Origin of the sequence: Streptomyces sp. NPDC048416, assembly GCF_043200435.1 — a bacterium.
Lineage (GTDB): Bacteria > Actinomycetota > Actinomycetes > Streptomycetales > Streptomycetaceae > Streptomyces.
The window spans coordinates 435,341-450,819 of the sequence record NZ_JBICXU010000001.1; the positions used below are offsets into that span (position 1 = coordinate 435,341).

The window sequence follows — 15,479 nt, forward strand, 5'->3', positions numbered from 1 at the left end:
GCGCTTAGCCAATGCTCGGCCAAACTGCCACCCGAGGAGGGCGTCCGTGCGCCGTACCGTTTTCGACGAGGACCACGAGGCGTTCCGGGACACCCTGCGCGCCTTCATCGAGGCCGAGGTCGTGCCCGCCTACGACGAGTGGTTCGCCGCGGGCATCGTGCCGCGCGAGTTCTACTCCAAGCTGGCCGACCTCGGCATCTTCGGCATCCGCGTGGACGAGGAGTTCGGCGGCGCCGGCATCGACTCGTACAAGTTCGAGGCCGTGATGTACGAGGAGACGGCCCGCGCGGGCGTCCAGTTCGGCGGCTCCGGTGTGCACGTGCTGCTCGGCCTGCCCTACATCAAGATGCTCGCCACCGACGAGCAGAAGAAGCGCTTCCTGCCGAAGTTCGTCACCGGCGAGGAGATGTGGGCTCTCGCGATGACCGAGCCGGGCACCGGCTCCGACCTCGCGGGCATGAAGACCACCGCCAAGCTCTCCGAGGACGGCTCGCACTACGTCCTGAACGGCGCGAAGACGTTCATCACCGGCGGCGTGCACGCCGACCGCGTGATCGTCTGCGCCCGCACCGACGCGCCCACCGCCGAGGACCGCCGCCACGGCATCTCGCTCTTCGCGGTGGACACCAAGTCCGAGGGCTACTCGGTCGGCCGCAAGCTCGACAAGCTCGGCCTGAAGACCTCCGACACCGCCGAGCTCGCGTTCGTCGACGTGAAGGTGCCCGTCGAGGACCTGCTGGGCGAGGAGAACAAGGGGTTCTACTACCTCGGCCACAACCTCGCGTCCGAGCGCTGGGGCATCGCGTTCGGCGCGTACGCCCAGGCCAAGGCGGCCGTGCGGTTCGCCAAGGAGTACGTGCAGGACCGCACGGTCTTCGGCAAGACGGTCGCCTCGTTCCAGAACACCAAGTTCGAGCTGGCCGCCTGCCAGGCCGAGGTGGACGCCGCCGAGGCGGTCGCCGACCGCGCCCTCGAAGCCCTGGACGCGGGCGAGCTGACGCCGGCCGAGGCCGCGTCCGCGAAGCTGTTCTGCACCGAGGTCGCGCACCGCGTCATCGACCGCTGCCTCCAGCTGCACGGCGGCTACGGCTTCATGAACGAGTACCCGATCGCCCGCCTGTACGCGGACAACCGCGTGAACCGGATCTACGGCGGCACCAGCGAGATCATGAAGTCGATCATCGCCAAGAACATGGGCCTGTAAGAGCACTCGGGTACAACTACCTTCATGCATCAGGCACTTGAGAGCCTTCTCGATCTGCTCGACCTGGAGCGGATCGAGGAGGACATTTTCCGCGGCCGGTCCCGCTCCGCGGTCGTGCCGCGCGTCTTCGGCGGCCAGGTCGCGGCCCAGGCGCTGGTCGCCGCGGGCCGGACCGTCCCCGCCGAACGGATGGCGCACTCGCTGCACGCCTACTTCCTGCGGGCGGGCGACCCGGGCGCGCCCATCGTCTACAGCGTCGACCGCATCCGCGACGGCGCCTCCTTCACGACCCGCCGCGTCGTCGCCGTCCAGCACGGACAGCCGATCTTCCACCTCTCCGCCTCGTTCCAGACGTACGAGGAGGGCATGGAGCACCAGGCCGGCATGCCGCAGGCGCCGGACCCCGAGTCGCTGCCGACGGCCGCGGACATGCTGCCGCGGTATGCGTCCGCGTTCCGCGACGCGGGTGTGGTGGACCGTCTGATCGAGGCCCGCGCGGCCGTCGACCTGCGGTATGTGGACGCGCCGCCGTGGGGCAGCGTGGGCACGCCGCGCGAGCCGCGCTCGCAGGTGTGGTTCCGCACCAACGGCAAACTGGCCGACGACCCGCTCCTCCATGTGTGCCTGGCGACGTACGTGTCCGACATGACGCTGCTCGACTCGGTGCTGCTGGCCCACGGCCGGGGCGGCTGGGCGGTCGGCGACGTGGTCGGCGCCTCGCTCGACCACGCGATGTGGTTCCACCGGCCCTTCCGCGCCGACGAATGGCTCCTGTACGACCAGGAGTCGCCCTCGGCGTCCGGCGGGCGTGGCCTCGGGCAGGCGCGGATCTACACGCAGGACGGGCGACTCGCGATCACCGTCATCCAGGAGGGCGTCGTCCGTATCCCGCGCTGACGTCGCGCTCCGTACCGTTGCCCCCTAGCGTCGCCGTATGAGCACAACGGGCGGGAACGGCGGCGGCGACCGTGACGAGGGTGGTGGTGGCGGCGACCGGGACGAGGGCGGCGGCGGCGAGAGCACGGTCACGGTCGTCGTCGCGGCGGCCGCCAACCTCGGGATCGCACTGGCGAAGGCCGTGGCCGGGGTGATCAGCGGTTCGAGCGCGATGCTGTCGGAGGCCGCGCACTCGCTGGCCGACACGGTCACCGAACTCCTCCTGCTCACCTCCCTCAAACGCAGCGACAAGCCGGCCGACGAGGACCACCCGCTCGGATACGGGCCCGAGCGCTACATCTGGGCGATGTTCGCGGCGGTCGCCACGTTCGTCGGCGGCGCGGTGTTCTCGGTCTACGACGGCGTCCACACCCTGGTGGCGGGCGAGGAACTGGGCGACCCGCTCGTCTCCTACCTCGTGCTGGCCGTCGCCTTCTGCCTGGAGGGGTACTCGCTGCGCACGGGCCTGCGGCAGGTGAAGGCTGAGGCGGCCCGGCTGGGCGCCCCCGTGGGCCGCTACTTCCGTCTGACCCCGGACACGGCGGTCAAGGCGGTGGTGATGGAGGACTCGGCGGCCCTGGCCGGCCTGCTGCTCGCGGCGGGCGGACTGCTCGGCGGGCAGCTCACGGGCTCGGGCGTCTGGGACGGCACGGCGTCCATCCTGATCGGGCTGCTCCTGGTGTACGTGGCCTGGGAGCTGGGCCGCTCCAACGCGCGCCTCCTGATCGGGCGTCCGCTGCCGCCGGAGATGCGGGCGGGGGTGCGGGAGGTGCTGCTCGGGGTGCGGCACATCGAGGCGGTCCTTGAGCTGACCACGCTCATTCAGGGGCCGGAGGAGCTGCTGATCGCGGCGAAGATCGACTTTCGGGATGTTTCCACGGCGGGGGAGGTCGAGGGGGCCTGTGACGAGGCGGAGGCCCGCCTTCGCACCCGCTTCCCCGCGGTACGCCGCGTCTACCTGGACCCAACCCCGTCCCCACCCCAACCCCCCGGGGCTCCGCCCCCGACCCCGGGCCCGTGATCCCCCCTGCGGGGTCGGACGCCCCCTGCGTTTGCGCAGTTCCCCGCGCCCCTTTGAAGGCCGGCCGGTCGGCTGCGGACCGTGCTCGCTTCCCGCGCCGTTCCCCGCGCCCCTAACCCCGCTTTCGGCTGCCCGCCGTGGTCGCTTCTCGCGCAGTTCCCCGCGCCCCTGAAACCCGATCTCGACTGTCGGCCGTGGTCGCTTCCCGCGCAGTTCCCCGCGCCCCTAACCCCGCTTTCGACTGGCCGCCGTGGTCGCTTCCCGCGCAGTTCCCCGCGCCCCTGAAACCCCCCTTCGTCCGCGGACCGTGCGGGGCTGGTCGCGCAGTTCCTCGCGCCCCTGTAGGGCACCCGGAATCGCCTCTCGCGGCCACCGCGGCAGAAACCCGACTTCGTCCGCGGGCCGTGCGGGGCTGGTCGCGCAGTTCCCCGCGCCCCTGGCTACTCGATGCGGGCCTGCACGGGCATCTTCAGCCCGTCCGGCGATTGAGGACGAGCGCCGTTCAGGCGCGAACGGGGGTGCAGGGGGCGGAGCCCCCGCAGGGGGTCTGGGGCGGAGCCCCAGGGAGCCGCACCCTCAAGTAGCCGCACGGGCGGGTGGGTGGGAAAACCCCCCGGGGTCCAGGGCGCAGCCCCAGGGCGCACCCTCAAGTAGCCGCACAGCCGGGCGCTGCCGGGATCGGCAAACGCGCCCCAAACCTCAGGCCGAGAGGCCCGCCGCGTCCAGCAGATACGCCGTCATCGGCTCATAGAAGCGCGGATCGACCACGTGGTCGTCCAGAGGGACGGTCACCTGGAGCGTCCCCTCCGCCTCCGCAAGGAACAGCGCGGGGTCGTTACTGTCCGCGTACCCCATCGCATCCACCCCGTGCTGCCCCGCACACCCGGCCCACCCGTGGTCCGCGACCACGAGGTCCGGCGGGGTGGACAGCGCCGCGAGGATCGCCCGCATGGGCTCGGGCGAGTGGGTGTGCCACAGCGACGCACCCCGCTCGAAGACGGCGACGTCCGCGAACTGCACGACGTACCCCTCGTCGGCGGTGAGCCCGCCCGGGATGCGTACGATCTCGCACCCGGCCGCCCGCAGCGCCGCCGCGGTCCTGCTGTGCACGTCCAGGAGCGCGCCCGGGTGCCCGGTCGCGAACAGCACCCGCTCCCGCCCCGCCGCGGCCTTCCGCAGCCGCGCCGCCATCCGCTCAAGGCCGTCCACGGTGAGCTCGGGGTCGATGGTGTCCTGACCGGCACGGTGCCCCGGGTCGTCGACGACACCGCACCGCTCGGCCATGACGGCCAGCACGTCCTGCTCGTCGCGCCAGCGGTCACCCAGCTCAAGACCCAGCCAGTAGTGACGGTCGCCGTTGGCGAGCTTGCGGTAGTGGGAGAGGTTGTTGTCGCGGGGCGTGGCGACGTCACCGGCGATACGGGTGCGGACTAGGTGGTCGACGAGGGCGGCACGGCTGGGTATCGGCATGCGGCCATTCTGCCCCGCCCGCGCCGCCGACGGCCCGGCCGTCCCACGGGTGGACGCCGCCCGCCGCAGCCACCGCCCGCGGCCCGCCGCCTTCAGTGCCCGTCCAGGGCGGCGAAGGCGCCGTGCGCCAGACGGCGCAGCAACGCCTCGGTGGCCGCGCGGCCGGGCAGCCCGGTGCCGTACGAGCCGAGGTGGGGGGTTGAGTTGAGCAGCCCGAACACGGCGTGCACCGCCCCGCGCACCTCCGCCTGAGGCACCGGCGGGTACAGCTCGCGCACGACGCCGACCCACAGCTCGACGTACTGCCGCTGGAGCTGGCGCACCAGCTTGCGGTCGCTGTCGCGCAGCCGGTCGAGTTCGCGGTCGTGCAGGGTGATCAGGGCCCGGTCGTCGAGGGCGAAGTCGATGTGCCCGTCGATGAGCGAGCCGAGCAGCCGCTCGGGGTCGCCCCCGGCCTCGGCGACCCGCTTGCGGCCGCCGTCGTACAGGCGCCCGCTGATGCCGACGAGCAGTTCGGCCAGCATCGCGTCCTTGCCCGCGAAGTGCCGGTACAGACCGGGCCCGCTGATGCCGACGGCGGCCCCTATCTCGTCGACGCCGACGCCGTGGAAGCCGCGCTCGGCGAAGAGGCGGGCGGCCTCGCGCAGGATCTGCTCACGCCGGGTGGGGGCGTCGGTACGGGTGCTCATGGGAAGTCATTCTAGACAACGGGGTTAGCGCTCGTTAACCTGAACGAAACGAGTTAACGGTCATTAACATCCGTTGACATCGCCGCGTACGGGCAAGGGGGCTCGACACGATGCAGCAGGCAACGGTCCTGAGGAGTGCTGGGGGTACCCCCTGGACGGAGTCCTTGGGGGAAAGTCCCGCCTCCGAGGCCTGGCGGGTCAACGAGGCGGCACACCACGCGCTCGGCGAGGAGCTGCGGGCGAAGCTCGCCGCGGCCCGGCTCGGCGGAGGTGAGCGGTCCCGCACCCGGCATGTGGCGCGCGGCAAGCTGCTGCCGAGGGACCGGGTGGACACGCTGCTCGACCCCGGCTCGCCGTTCCTCGAACTGGCCCCGCTGGCTGCCGACGGGATGTACGGCGGGCAGGCGCCCGCCGCGGGCGTGATCGCCGGGATCGGGCGGGTGAGCGGCCGCGAGTGCGTGATCGTCGCCAATGACGCCACGGTCAAGGGCGGCACGTACTACCCGATGACGGTCAAGAAGCACCTGCGCGCGCAGGAGGTGGCCCTGGAGAACCGGCTGCCGTGCCTCTACCTGGTCGACTCGGGCGGCGCGTTCCTGCCGATGCAGGACGAGGTCTTCCCCGACCGCGAGCACTTCGGCCGGATCTTCTACAACCAGGCCCGGATGTCCGGCGCCGGCATCCCGCAGATCGCCGCCGTCCTCGGTTCGTGCACGGCGGGCGGCGCGTATGTGCCCGCGATGAGCGACGAGGCCGTGATCGTCCGCAACCAGGGCACCATCTTCCTCGGCGGCCCGCCGCTGGTGAAGGCGGCGACCGGCGAGGTCGTCACGGCCGAGGAGCTGGGCGGCGGCGAGGTCCACTCGCGGGTCTCCGGCGTCACCGACCACCTGGCCGAGGACGACGCGCACGCGCTGCGGATCGTCCGCAACATCGTGGCGACGCTGCCCGGCCGCGGCCCGCTGCCCTGGCCGGTCGAGCCGGCCGAGGAGCCGAAGGCCGACCCGTTCGGTCTGTACGGCGCCGTGCCGGTCGACTCGCGCACCCCCTACGACGTAAGGGAAGTGATCGCCCGGGTCGTCGACGGGTCGCGCTTCCAGGAGTTCAAGGCGGAGTACGGGCAGACGCTCGTCACCGGCTTCGCGCGGATCCACGGCCACCCGGTCGGCATCGTCGCCAACAACGGCATCCTGTTCTCCGAATCCGCCCAGAAGGGCGCCCACTTCATCGAGCTGTGCGACCAGCGCGGCATCCCGCTGGTGTTCCTCCAGAACATCTCGGGCTTCATGGTCGGCCGGGACTACGAGGCGGGCGGCATCGCCAAGCACGGCGCGAAAATGGTCACGGCCGTCGCCTGTACGCGGGTGCCGAAGCTGACCGTTGTCGTCGGCGGTTCGTACGGCGCGGGCAACTACTCGATGTGCGGCCGGGCCTACAGCCCCCGCTTCCTGTGGATGTGGCCCAACGCCAAGATCTCGGTGATGGGCGGCGAGCAGGCCGCCTCGGTCCTCGCCACCGTCAAGCGCGACCAGTTGGGCGACGACTGGAGCGCCGAGGACGAGGAGGCCTTCAAGGCCCCCATCCGCGAGCAGTACGAGACGCAGGGCAACGCCTACTACGCGACGGCCCGGCTCTGGGACGACGGCGTGATCGACCCGGTCGACACCCGCCAGGTGCTCGGCCTCGCCCTGACCGCCTGCGCCAACGCCCCGCTCGCCGACCCCGCCTTCGGCGTCTTCCGGATGTGACGCCGTCATGCCAACCGACCCGACGACGTCCCCGCCGACTCCTACGTTGAGGGCTTCCATGTTCACGACAGTGCTCGTCGCCAACCGGGGCGAGATCGCGGTCCGCGTCATCCGCACCCTGCGGCAGCTCGGCATCCGCTCGGTCGCCGTCTTCAGCGACGCGGACGCCGAGGCGCGCCACGTCCGCGAGGCGGACACGGCGGTACGGATCGGCCCCGCGGCCGCCTCCGAGAGCTATCTGCGCCCCGACCGCCTCATCGAGGCGGCGCTGCGCACCGGCGCCCAGGCCGTCCACCCGGGCTACGGCTTCCTCGCGGAGAACGCGGGGTTCGCTCAGGCCTGCGCCGACGCGGGCCTGGTCTTCATCGGCCCGCCCGCCGGCGCGATCTCCCTCATGGGCGACAAGATCCGCGCCAAGGAGACCGTGCAGAAGGCCGGCGTCCCGGTCGTGCCCGGCTCCTCGGGCAGCGGCCTGAGCGACGCCCAACTGGCCGACGCCGCGCGGGAGATCGGCATGCCGGTGCTCCTCAAGCCGAGCGCGGGCGGCGGCGGCAAGGGCATGCGCCTGGTCCGCGACGAGGCGCTGCTCGGCGACGAGATCGCGGCGGCCCGCCGGGAGGCCCGCGCCTCCTTCGGCGACGACACGCTCCTCGTCGAGCGGTGGGTCGACCGGCCCCGCCATATCGAGATCCAGGTCCTCGCCGACAACCACGGCAACGTGATCCACCTCGGCGAGCGCGAGTGCTCGCTCCAGCGCCGCCACCAGAAGATCATCGAGGAGGCGCCCAGCGTCCTGCTCGACGAGGAGACCCGTGCCGCGATGGGCGAGGCGGCCGTCCAGGCGGCCCGCTCGTGCGGCTACTCGGGCGCGGGCACGGTCGAGTTCATCGTGCCGGGCAGCGACCCCTCCTCGTACTACTTCATGGAGATGAACACCCGCCTCCAGGTCGAGCACCCGGTCACCGAGCTCGTCGTATCCGTCGATCCGGCTACCGCCGGGGGCGGCTTCGACCTGGTGGAGTGGCAGCTGCGCGTCGCGGCCGGCGAGCAACTGCCGTACGAGCAGAAGGACATCACCCTCACCGGCCACGCCATCGAGGCCCGCCTGTGCGCAGAGGACCCCTCGCGCGGGTTCCTGCCGTCCGGCGGTACGGTCCTTGCGCTGCGCGAGCCGCAGGGCGACGGAGTGCGTACGGACTCGGGCCTGAGCGAGGGCACCGAGGTCGGCAGCCTGTACGACCCGATGCTGTCCAAGGTCATCGTGTACGGGCCCGACCGGGCGACCGCGCTGCGCAAGCTGCGCGCCGCGCTCGCCGGCACGGTGACGCTCGGGGTGCCCACCAACGCCGGGTTCCTGCGCCGCCTCCTGGCTCACCCGGCGGTGGTGTCAGGCGAGTTGGACACCGGACTCGTCGAGCGCGAAGCGGATTCGCTCGTCCCCGAGGGGGTGCCCGACGAGGTGTACGCGGCGGCGGCCGCCGTCCGGTTCGACGCGCTGAGGCCCGCGCCCGCCGAGGGCTGGACCGACCCGTTCTCGGTGCCGAGCGGCTGGCGCATGGGCGGCGAGCCCGCCCCGCTCGCCTTCCCGCTGCGCGTCGCGGGAGCCGAGCCCGTTACTCACACCGCGCCCGCCGGGGCGCTGGTCACCGCCGACCGGGTCACCGTCGAGCTCGACGGCGTCACCCACACCTTCCACCGGGCCGGCGCCTGGCTGGGCCGGGACGGCGACAGCTGGCAGGTCGTCGACCACGACGCCGTCGAGGCCGCCCTGTCCGGCCGCAGCCACGCCGGGGCCGACACCCTGGCCGCGCCCATGCCGGGCACGGTCACCGTCGTCAAGGTGGCGGTCGGCGACCAGGTGGACGCCGGGCAGAGCCTGTTGGTGGTCGAGGCGATGAAGATGGAGCACGTGATCTCCGCGCCGCACGCGGGCACGGTCACCGAGCTCGACGTCGTGCCCGGCTCGACCGTGGCCATGGACCAGGTCCTGGCCGTCGTCACCCCCGCCGCCCAGGAGAGCCCCGAGGAGACCTCATGACCGGCCTGCCCATGGTCGTACCGGCGCAGGGCCTGCCGGCCCGGGTCCGCATTCACGAGGTGGGGGCGCGCGACGGACTCCAGAACGAGAAGTCGGTCGTGCCGACCGAGGTCAAGGCCGAGTTCGTGCACCGCCTGGCCGCGGCCGGGCTGACCACCATCGAGGCGACGAGCTTCGTGCACCCCAAGTGGGTGCCCCAACTCGCCGACGCCGAAGCCCTGTTCCCGATGCTGGGCGACCTGGAGGGCGTGGAACTGCCCGTCCTCGTGCCGAACGAGCGGGGTCTTGACCGGGCGCTCGCGCTCGGCGCCCGCCGCATCGCGGTGTTCGCCAGCGCCACCGAGTCCTTCGCCAAGGCCAACCTGAACCGCACGGTCGACGAGTCGCTTGCCATGTTCGAGCCCGTCGTGGCCCGCGCCAAGGCGGCGGGCGCGCATGTGCGGGGCTACCTGTCGATGTGTTTCGGCGACCCCTGGGAAGGCGCGGTGCCGGTGCCCCAGGTGGTGCGGGTCGCCAAGGCCCTCATGGACCTCGGCTGCGACGAGCTGAGCCTCGGCGACACCATCGGGGTGGCCACCCCCGCCCATGTGGGGGCGCTGCTCACCGGGCTCGGCGAACAGGCGGTCGCCACCGACACCATCGGGGTGCACTTCCACGACACCTACGGTCAGGCGCTCGCCAACACCCTCGCCGCGCTCCAGCACGGAGTGAGCACCGTGGACGCGTCGGCGGGCGGCCTCGGCGGCTGCCCGTACGCGAAGTCCGCGACCGGAAACCTCGCCACCGAAGACCTCGTGTGGATGCTCAAGGGCCTCGGTGTCGACACCGGGGTCGACCTCGGCCAACTCACCGCCACCAGCGTGTGGATGGCCGGCCGGCTGGGCCGCCCCAGCCCCTCCCGCACCGTACGTGCCCTCTCCCACCAGGAGTCGTGACCATGCCCCTCGACCACCGTCTCACCCCCGAGCACGAAGAGCTCCGCCGCACCGTCGAGGAGTTCGCCCACGACGTCGTCGCGCCCAAGATCGGCGACTTCTACGAGCGCCACGAGTTCCCGTACGAGATCGTCCGGGAGATGGGCCGCATGGGCCTGTTCGGGCTGCCCTTCCCCGAGGAGTACGGGGGCATGGGCGGCGACTACCTCGCGCTGGGCATCGCCCTTGAGGAGCTGGCCCGCGTCGACTCCTCGGTGGCGATCACCCTGGAGGCGGGCGTCTCGCTGGGCGCGATGCCGGTCTTCCGCTTCGGCACGGAGGAGCAGAAGCGCGAGTGGCTGCCGAGGCTGTGCTCGGGCGAGATGCTGGGCGCGTTCGGCCTGACCGAGCCCGACTGCGGTTCGGACGCGGGCGGCACCCGCACCACCGCGGTGCGCGACGGCGACGAGTGGGTCATCAACGGCTCGAAGTGCTTCATCACCAACTCCGGTACGGACATCACGGGTCTGGTCACCGTCACCGCGGTCACCGGCCGCAAGGACGACGGCCGTCCGCTGATCTCCTCGATCATCGTGCCGTCCGGTACGCCGGGCTTCACGGTCGCGGCGCCGTACTCCAAGGTCGGCTGGAACGCGTCGGACACGCGGGAGCTGTCCTTCTCCGACGTCCGCGTGCCGGTGGCGAACCTGCTGGGCGAAGAGGGCCGTGGGTACGCCCAGTTCCTGCGCATCCTGGACGAGGGCCGCATCGCGATCTCCGCGCTCGCGACGGGCCTTGCGCAGGGCTGTGTGGACGAGTCGGTGAAGTACGCGAAGGAACGGCACGCCTTCGGCCGGCCGATCGGCGACAACCAGGCGATCCAGTTCAAGATCGCCGACATGGAGCTGCGGGCGCACATGGCGCGGGTGGGCTGGCGCGACGCGGCGTCCCGCCTGGTGCACGGCGAGCCGTTCAAGAAGGAGGCCGCGCTCGCGAAGCTGTACTCCTCGACGGTGGCGGTCGACAACGCCCGTGAGGGCACGCAGATCTTCGGCGGCTACGGCTTCATGAACGAGTATCCGGTGGCCCGCATGTGGCGCGACTCCAAGATCCTGGAGATCGGCGAGGGCACGAGCGAGGTGCAGCGCATGCTGATCGCCCGCGAACTGGGGCTGCCGGCCTGACCCTTGCGGTTCGGGGGGCCTGACCCTTGCGGCTTGGGGGGCCTGACTCTGGTGTCCGGGGGCGCCTGACCTTGCGGCGCAGGGGGGGCCTGACTCGGGTGTCCGGGGGCCACGGTGTCCGCGGGTCGGCTGACCTTGCGATTCGGGGGCCTGACCCTTGCGGTTCGGGGGGCGCCTGACTCTGGTGTCCGGGGGGCCACGGTGCCCGGAGGCCGCCTGAGCCTGCGGCTTGGGAGGAGCGTCTGACCTTGCGGCTTGGGGGGCGCCTAACCCCTGCGGCTTGGGGGGGGCCGCCTGACTCTGGTGACGTCGGGGCCGGGCGGCGCTCGCGGTGCGAGGGCTCGCGGCGCCTGCGGCTGGAGGGCACGCAGGTCCCCCGATGGGGTGGTACGCGCTCGCGTCGGCACCGGGCCGGGGGTCCGGGGCCGCACCCTGTCAGGGTGAATCCCCCGACCTGCCCCAGTTGTGCGAACCGCCCACCGCTGTGGAAGGACACCTCGTCCACGGCGCCGGGCGCCGCCGACCGCTGGCACTGGCATTGCGGCCTGTGCCTGCGCACGTACGAGCCGAGCGCGTCGCACAAGGTGCGCTTCACGTACGCCCCGCTGCGCCGGCAGGTACCGCTGCTGGGATAGCCGGACAGGGGCCGAGGTTGCCCACGCCGGACGGCATCGAGCGGTCAGCGGCCCAAGGACGCCCACCCGGCCCGGCACCAGCGCCGCCAGGGGCGCGGGGAACTGCGCGAGGAGCGACCACGGTCCGCGGCCGAGCCGAAGTCCGGTGCGTCGACCGGTTCCCGCACGGGCAATTCGTTCGACAGGCACCAACCGCGCCCGGCACAGTCGGTCCATGGAACCGCCCTCGGCCTGGTGGCCCCCCTACGCCCTGCGCATCCACACCCCCCGCCTCGAACTGCGCCTGCCCGACCAGGCGTTGCTCGCGGACCTTGCCCAGGTGGCGGCGGAGGGGGTGCACGCCCCGGACCGGATGCCGTTCACCGTGCCGTGGACCGAGGGCTCTCCCGCCGGGCGCGGCCGTTCGGTCTGGCAGCACGTCCTCAGCACGATCGCCACGTGGTCGCCGGCCGCCTGGACGCTGAGCCTCGCCGTGCTGCACGAGGGCATCGTGGTCGGCCGTCAGGACATGTCCGCGTCCGATTTCGCGGTGGTCCGCGAGGTGGAGACGGGCTCCTGGCTCGGTCTCGCCCACCAGGGCCGCGGCATCGGCACCGAAATGCGGGCCGCCGCCCTGCACTTGGCGTTCGCCGGGCTCGGCGCCCGGGGCGCGGTCTCGGCCGCGATGAGTGACAACCCGCGCTCGCTCGGCGTCTCGCGCCGCCTCGGCTACCGGCCGGACGGCATCCAGAGCGCCGCCGTACGGGACCGGCCGGTCACGCTTCAGCGGCTGCGCCTGGACCGGGCGGACTGGGAACGCCATCGCACCGTCGACGTACGCGTCGAGGGGCTTGAGGAGTGCCGGGACATGTTCGACGTATGACGCGGGATGGCCGGGGACGGCCCGGGGATGGCCCGGGGGCCGGCACCACTGGACAGCGAATGAGGTTAGGCTAACCTTTGTTCGCGTCAGTCAGTGGCCGATCCCCGGCTCGTCGTACGTACGAAAGCGGACACCGTCATGCCCCACGCCCGAGCATCCCTGCCCACCCGTCGCGGCCTGCTGGCCATGGGCGGAGCGATCGGCATCGGTGCCGCGCTGACCGCCTGCGGCGGCGGTGACAAGAAGAGCGGGACGGCGGACGGCACCAAGGCCACCGGGGCTTCGGGTCCCTGGTCGTTCACGGACGACCGAGGCCAGACCGCGAAGACCAAGGCGCTGCCGAAGAACATCGTCGCCTACACCGGCACCGCGGCCGCCCTCTTCGATTACGGCATCCAGGTCAAGGGCGTCTTCGGGCCCACCAAGACCAAGGACGGCAAGCCCGATGTGCAGGCCGGCGGCCTCGACATCAGCAAGGTCGAGATCATCGGCAATGTGTACGGCGAGTTCAGCGTCGAGAAGTACGCCGCCCTCCAGCCCGACGTGCTGATCACGGACATGTGGCAGAAGGACGTCCTCTGGTACGTGCCCGACAACAGCAAGGACAAGATCCTCAAGCTGGCGCCCAGCGTCGCGCTGTGGGCCGCCGACCAGAGCATGCCCGCCGCGCTCCAGCGCCGCGCGGACCTCGCCAAGTCCCTCGGCGCGGACCTGAACGCGAAGAAGGTCACCGACGCCAAGGCCGCCTTCGAGAAGGCCTCCGCCCGGCTGCGCGCCGCCGCCAAGGCCAACCCCGGGATCCGGGTGCTGCTCGGCTCCGCGAGCCCCGACCTGTTCTACGTGTCCGAGGCCAAGCGGAGCTGTGACACCCGGTACTTCCAGGAGCTGGGCGTCCAGTTCGTCACCCCGAAGGTCGACTCGCAGGGCTTCTTCGAATCGCTCAGCTGGGAGAACGTCGGCAAGTACCCGGCCGACCTGATCCTCATGGACAACCGCACCGGCACCCTTCAGCCCGGCGACCTCGGCAACAAGCCGACCTGGGCGCAGCTGCCCGCCGTCAAGGCCAAGCAGATCGTGCCGCGCCTGACCGAACCGATCTACTCCTACGCACGCGTCGCCCCCATCGTCGACGCGCTCGCCCAGGCCATCGAGAACGCGAAGAAGGTCGCCTGACCATGCCCGCACCGGCCGAGACCGCCACCGCCCCCTTCCGCCTCTTCGATCTGCGCGTGATACGGGCCCGGCGGCTCGGCCCGTCGCTGACGCGGGTCACCTTCGGCGGCTTCGGCGACGAGGACCTGTCGTCGTTCGCCGCCGGGGGACGCGACCAGAGCCTGTCCCTCTTCCTGCCCCACCCCGGCCAGGCGGCACCCGTACTGCCGCCCGCCGACCACGCGGCCGGCTGGTGGAACGCCTACCGTGCGCTGCCCGACGCCGAACGCGCCATCATGCGCTCGTACACGGTCCGCGCCCAGCGCCGCGATCCGGCGGGCGGTCCCGGGGAGATCGACATCGACTTCGCGCTGCACGACGACGGCGGTCCGGCCTGCCGCTGGGCGGGCTCGGCCCGGCCCGGCGACCGGGTCGTGGTGCTGGGGCCGGCGGTCGCGGACAACACGGCCGTACGCTTCCGGCCGCCGGGCGGTACCGACTCCGTGGTCATCTGCGCCGACGAGACCGCGCTGCCCGCGGCGGCGGCGATCCTGGAATGGCTGCCGCCCGGGACTCCGGCGCGGGTCTTCCTCTCCGTCCCGCACGACGAGGACCGGCTTCCGTTGCCGACGGAGGCCGCGGCGGAGGTGACGTGGCTGACGGGGCCGTCCGCGCTGGACTCCGTCCGGGCCGGGGCGCTGCCGGGCGTTTCCCCGTACGTGTGGATCGCCGGGGAGGCGGGCCAAGTGCGGTCCCTGCGGCGGCACTTCGTGGAGGAGCGGGGGGTTGATCGGGGGCGGGTCACGTTTGTGGGGTATTGGCGGCGGGGGCGTACGGAGGACGAGCTCCGGGCGGCGTCGTAGGGTGTTTTCCCACCCTCCCCCAAGCTCTTAAGGAGCAGGGGGGACCCCCATCCCGTGCGGCTACTTGAGAGTGCGGCTCCCTGGGGCTGCGCCCCAGACCTCGGGGGTTTGCCCACCCACCCGCCCGTACAGCGCATGGAATGAGCCGACCCCTGGGGCTCCGCCCCAGACCCCATGCGGGGGCTCCGCCCCCTGCACCCCCGGTTCGCGCCTGAACGGCGCTCGTCCTCAATCGCCGGACAGGCTGAAGATGCCCGAGCAACCCAGCACGGTTCCTGCACCAGCGCCGCCAGGGACGCGAGGAACCGCGCCAACACCGTCCACGACCCGCGGACGACAACGGGTATAGGGGCGCGAGGAACCGCGCGAACACCGTCCACGGCCCGCGGACGACAACGGGTATAGGGGCGCGAGGAACCGCGCGAACACCGTCCACGACCCGCAGGCGACGACGGGTTTAGGGGCGCGAGGAACCGCGCGACCAGCCCCCACGGTCCGCAGCGAACAACGGGGTTCAGGGACGCGAGGAACTGCGCGAGCACCGTCCACGGCCCGCGGACGACAACGGGTCCAGGGGCGCGAGGAACCGCGCGAACACCGTCCACGACCCGCGGACGACAACGGGCTTAGGGGCGCGGGGAACTGCGCAAAAAACGACCACGGCCCGCGCCCGAAAGCCGGCCCGCAAGGGGCGCGGGGAACTGCGCAAAAAGCGACCACGGCCCGCGGCCGAGGCGACCGCGGCCGCACCCCAAAACCGGCC

General features: G+C 72.2%; 13 protein-coding genes. 11 read left to right on the top strand and 2 right to left on the bottom strand.

Features of this window, described 5'->3' with window-relative positions:
* The first annotated feature begins 46 nt into the window (after nt 1–46).
* Genes ACGFW5_RS01975 through ACGFW5_RS01985 form a run of 3 tightly spaced genes read left to right on the top strand, consistent with a single transcriptional unit; the run spans nt 47 to nt 3,161 of the window.
* Complete coding sequence (locus ACGFW5_RS01975; protein WP_267053096.1) at nt 47–1,204, top strand: acyl-CoA dehydrogenase family protein; 1,158 nt, start codon at nt 47–49, stop codon at nt 1,202–1,204.
* Between the two features lie 24 nt (nt 1,205–1,228).
* Nucleotides 1,229–2,101, top strand: a complete 873-nt coding sequence (tesB, locus tag ACGFW5_RS01980) for an acyl-CoA thioesterase II (RefSeq protein ID WP_393832184.1) — start codon at nt 1,229–1,231, stop codon at nt 2,099–2,101.
* A gap of 37 nt (nt 2,102–2,138) precedes the next feature.
* Nucleotides 2,139–3,161 (top strand): cation diffusion facilitator family transporter, encoded by a 1,023-nt coding sequence (locus ACGFW5_RS01985; RefSeq protein WP_393832185.1) that lies wholly within the window; start codon nt 2,139–2,141, stop codon nt 3,159–3,161.
* Between the two features lie 699 nt (nt 3,162–3,860).
* Here ACGFW5_RS01985 and ACGFW5_RS01990 read toward each other — a convergent pair.
* Both ACGFW5_RS01990 and ACGFW5_RS01995 read right to left on the bottom strand, forming a co-directional pair.
* Nucleotides 3,861–4,631, bottom strand: coding sequence for a phosphatase (locus tag ACGFW5_RS01990; RefSeq protein WP_393832186.1), 771 nt, complete (start codon nt 4,629–4,631; stop codon nt 3,861–3,863).
* A 92-nt stretch (nt 4,632–4,723) separates the two neighbouring features.
* Nucleotides 4,724–5,320 carry a TetR/AcrR family transcriptional regulator gene (locus ACGFW5_RS01995; protein ID WP_393832187.1) on the bottom strand — a complete coding sequence of 199 codons (597 nt, stop codon included), beginning with the start codon at nt 5,318–5,320 and terminating at the stop codon, nt 4,724–4,726.
* Nucleotides 5,321–5,430: 110 nt separating this feature from the next.
* Between ACGFW5_RS01995 and ACGFW5_RS02000 the strand changes: the two genes are divergently transcribed.
* The 8 genes from ACGFW5_RS02000 (at nt 5,431) to ACGFW5_RS02035 (ending at nt 14,716) form a co-directional block, all read left to right on the top strand.
* Nucleotides 5,431–7,068 carry a carboxyl transferase domain-containing protein gene (locus tag ACGFW5_RS02000; RefSeq protein ID WP_393832188.1) on the top strand — a complete coding sequence of 546 codons (1,638 nt, stop codon included), beginning with the start codon at nt 5,431–5,433 and terminating at the stop codon, nt 7,066–7,068.
* A 58-nt stretch (nt 7,069–7,126) separates the two neighbouring features.
* Complete coding sequence (locus ACGFW5_RS02005; protein ID WP_393832189.1) at nt 7,127–9,106, top strand: biotin carboxylase N-terminal domain-containing protein; 1,980 nt, start codon at nt 7,127–7,129, stop codon at nt 9,104–9,106.
* Nucleotides 9,103–10,041 carry a hydroxymethylglutaryl-CoA lyase gene (locus tag ACGFW5_RS02010; protein ID WP_393832190.1) on the top strand — a complete coding sequence of 313 codons (939 nt, stop codon included), beginning with the start codon at nt 9,103–9,105 and terminating at the stop codon, nt 10,039–10,041. The genes ACGFW5_RS02005 and ACGFW5_RS02010 overlap by 4 nt, the downstream gene beginning before the upstream one ends.
* Nucleotides 10,042–10,043: 2 nt before the next feature.
* Nucleotides 10,044–11,204 carry an acyl-CoA dehydrogenase family protein gene (locus tag ACGFW5_RS02015; RefSeq protein WP_393832191.1) on the top strand — a complete coding sequence of 387 codons (1,161 nt, stop codon included), beginning with the start codon at nt 10,044–10,046 and terminating at the stop codon, nt 11,202–11,204.
* 440 nt (nt 11,205–11,644) lie between these two features.
* Entirely contained in the window at nt 11,645–11,839 is a 195-nt protein-coding gene (locus ACGFW5_RS02020; protein WP_393832192.1) for a hypothetical protein, read from the top strand.
* A 214-nt stretch (nt 11,840–12,053) separates the two neighbouring features.
* Nucleotides 12,054–12,701, top strand: coding sequence for a GNAT family N-acetyltransferase (locus ACGFW5_RS02025; protein WP_393832193.1), 648 nt, complete (start codon nt 12,054–12,056; stop codon nt 12,699–12,701).
* Nucleotides 12,702–12,839: 138 nt separating this feature from the next.
* Complete coding sequence (locus ACGFW5_RS02030) at nt 12,840–13,874, top strand: ABC transporter substrate-binding protein (RefSeq protein ID WP_393832194.1); 1,035 nt, start codon at nt 12,840–12,842, stop codon at nt 13,872–13,874.
* A gap of 2 nt (nt 13,875–13,876) precedes the next feature.
* Nucleotides 13,877–14,716 carry a siderophore-interacting protein gene (locus tag ACGFW5_RS02035; RefSeq protein WP_393832195.1) on the top strand — a complete coding sequence of 280 codons (840 nt, stop codon included), beginning with the start codon at nt 13,877–13,879 and terminating at the stop codon, nt 14,714–14,716.
* Nucleotides 14,717–15,479: the final 763 nt, after the last annotated feature.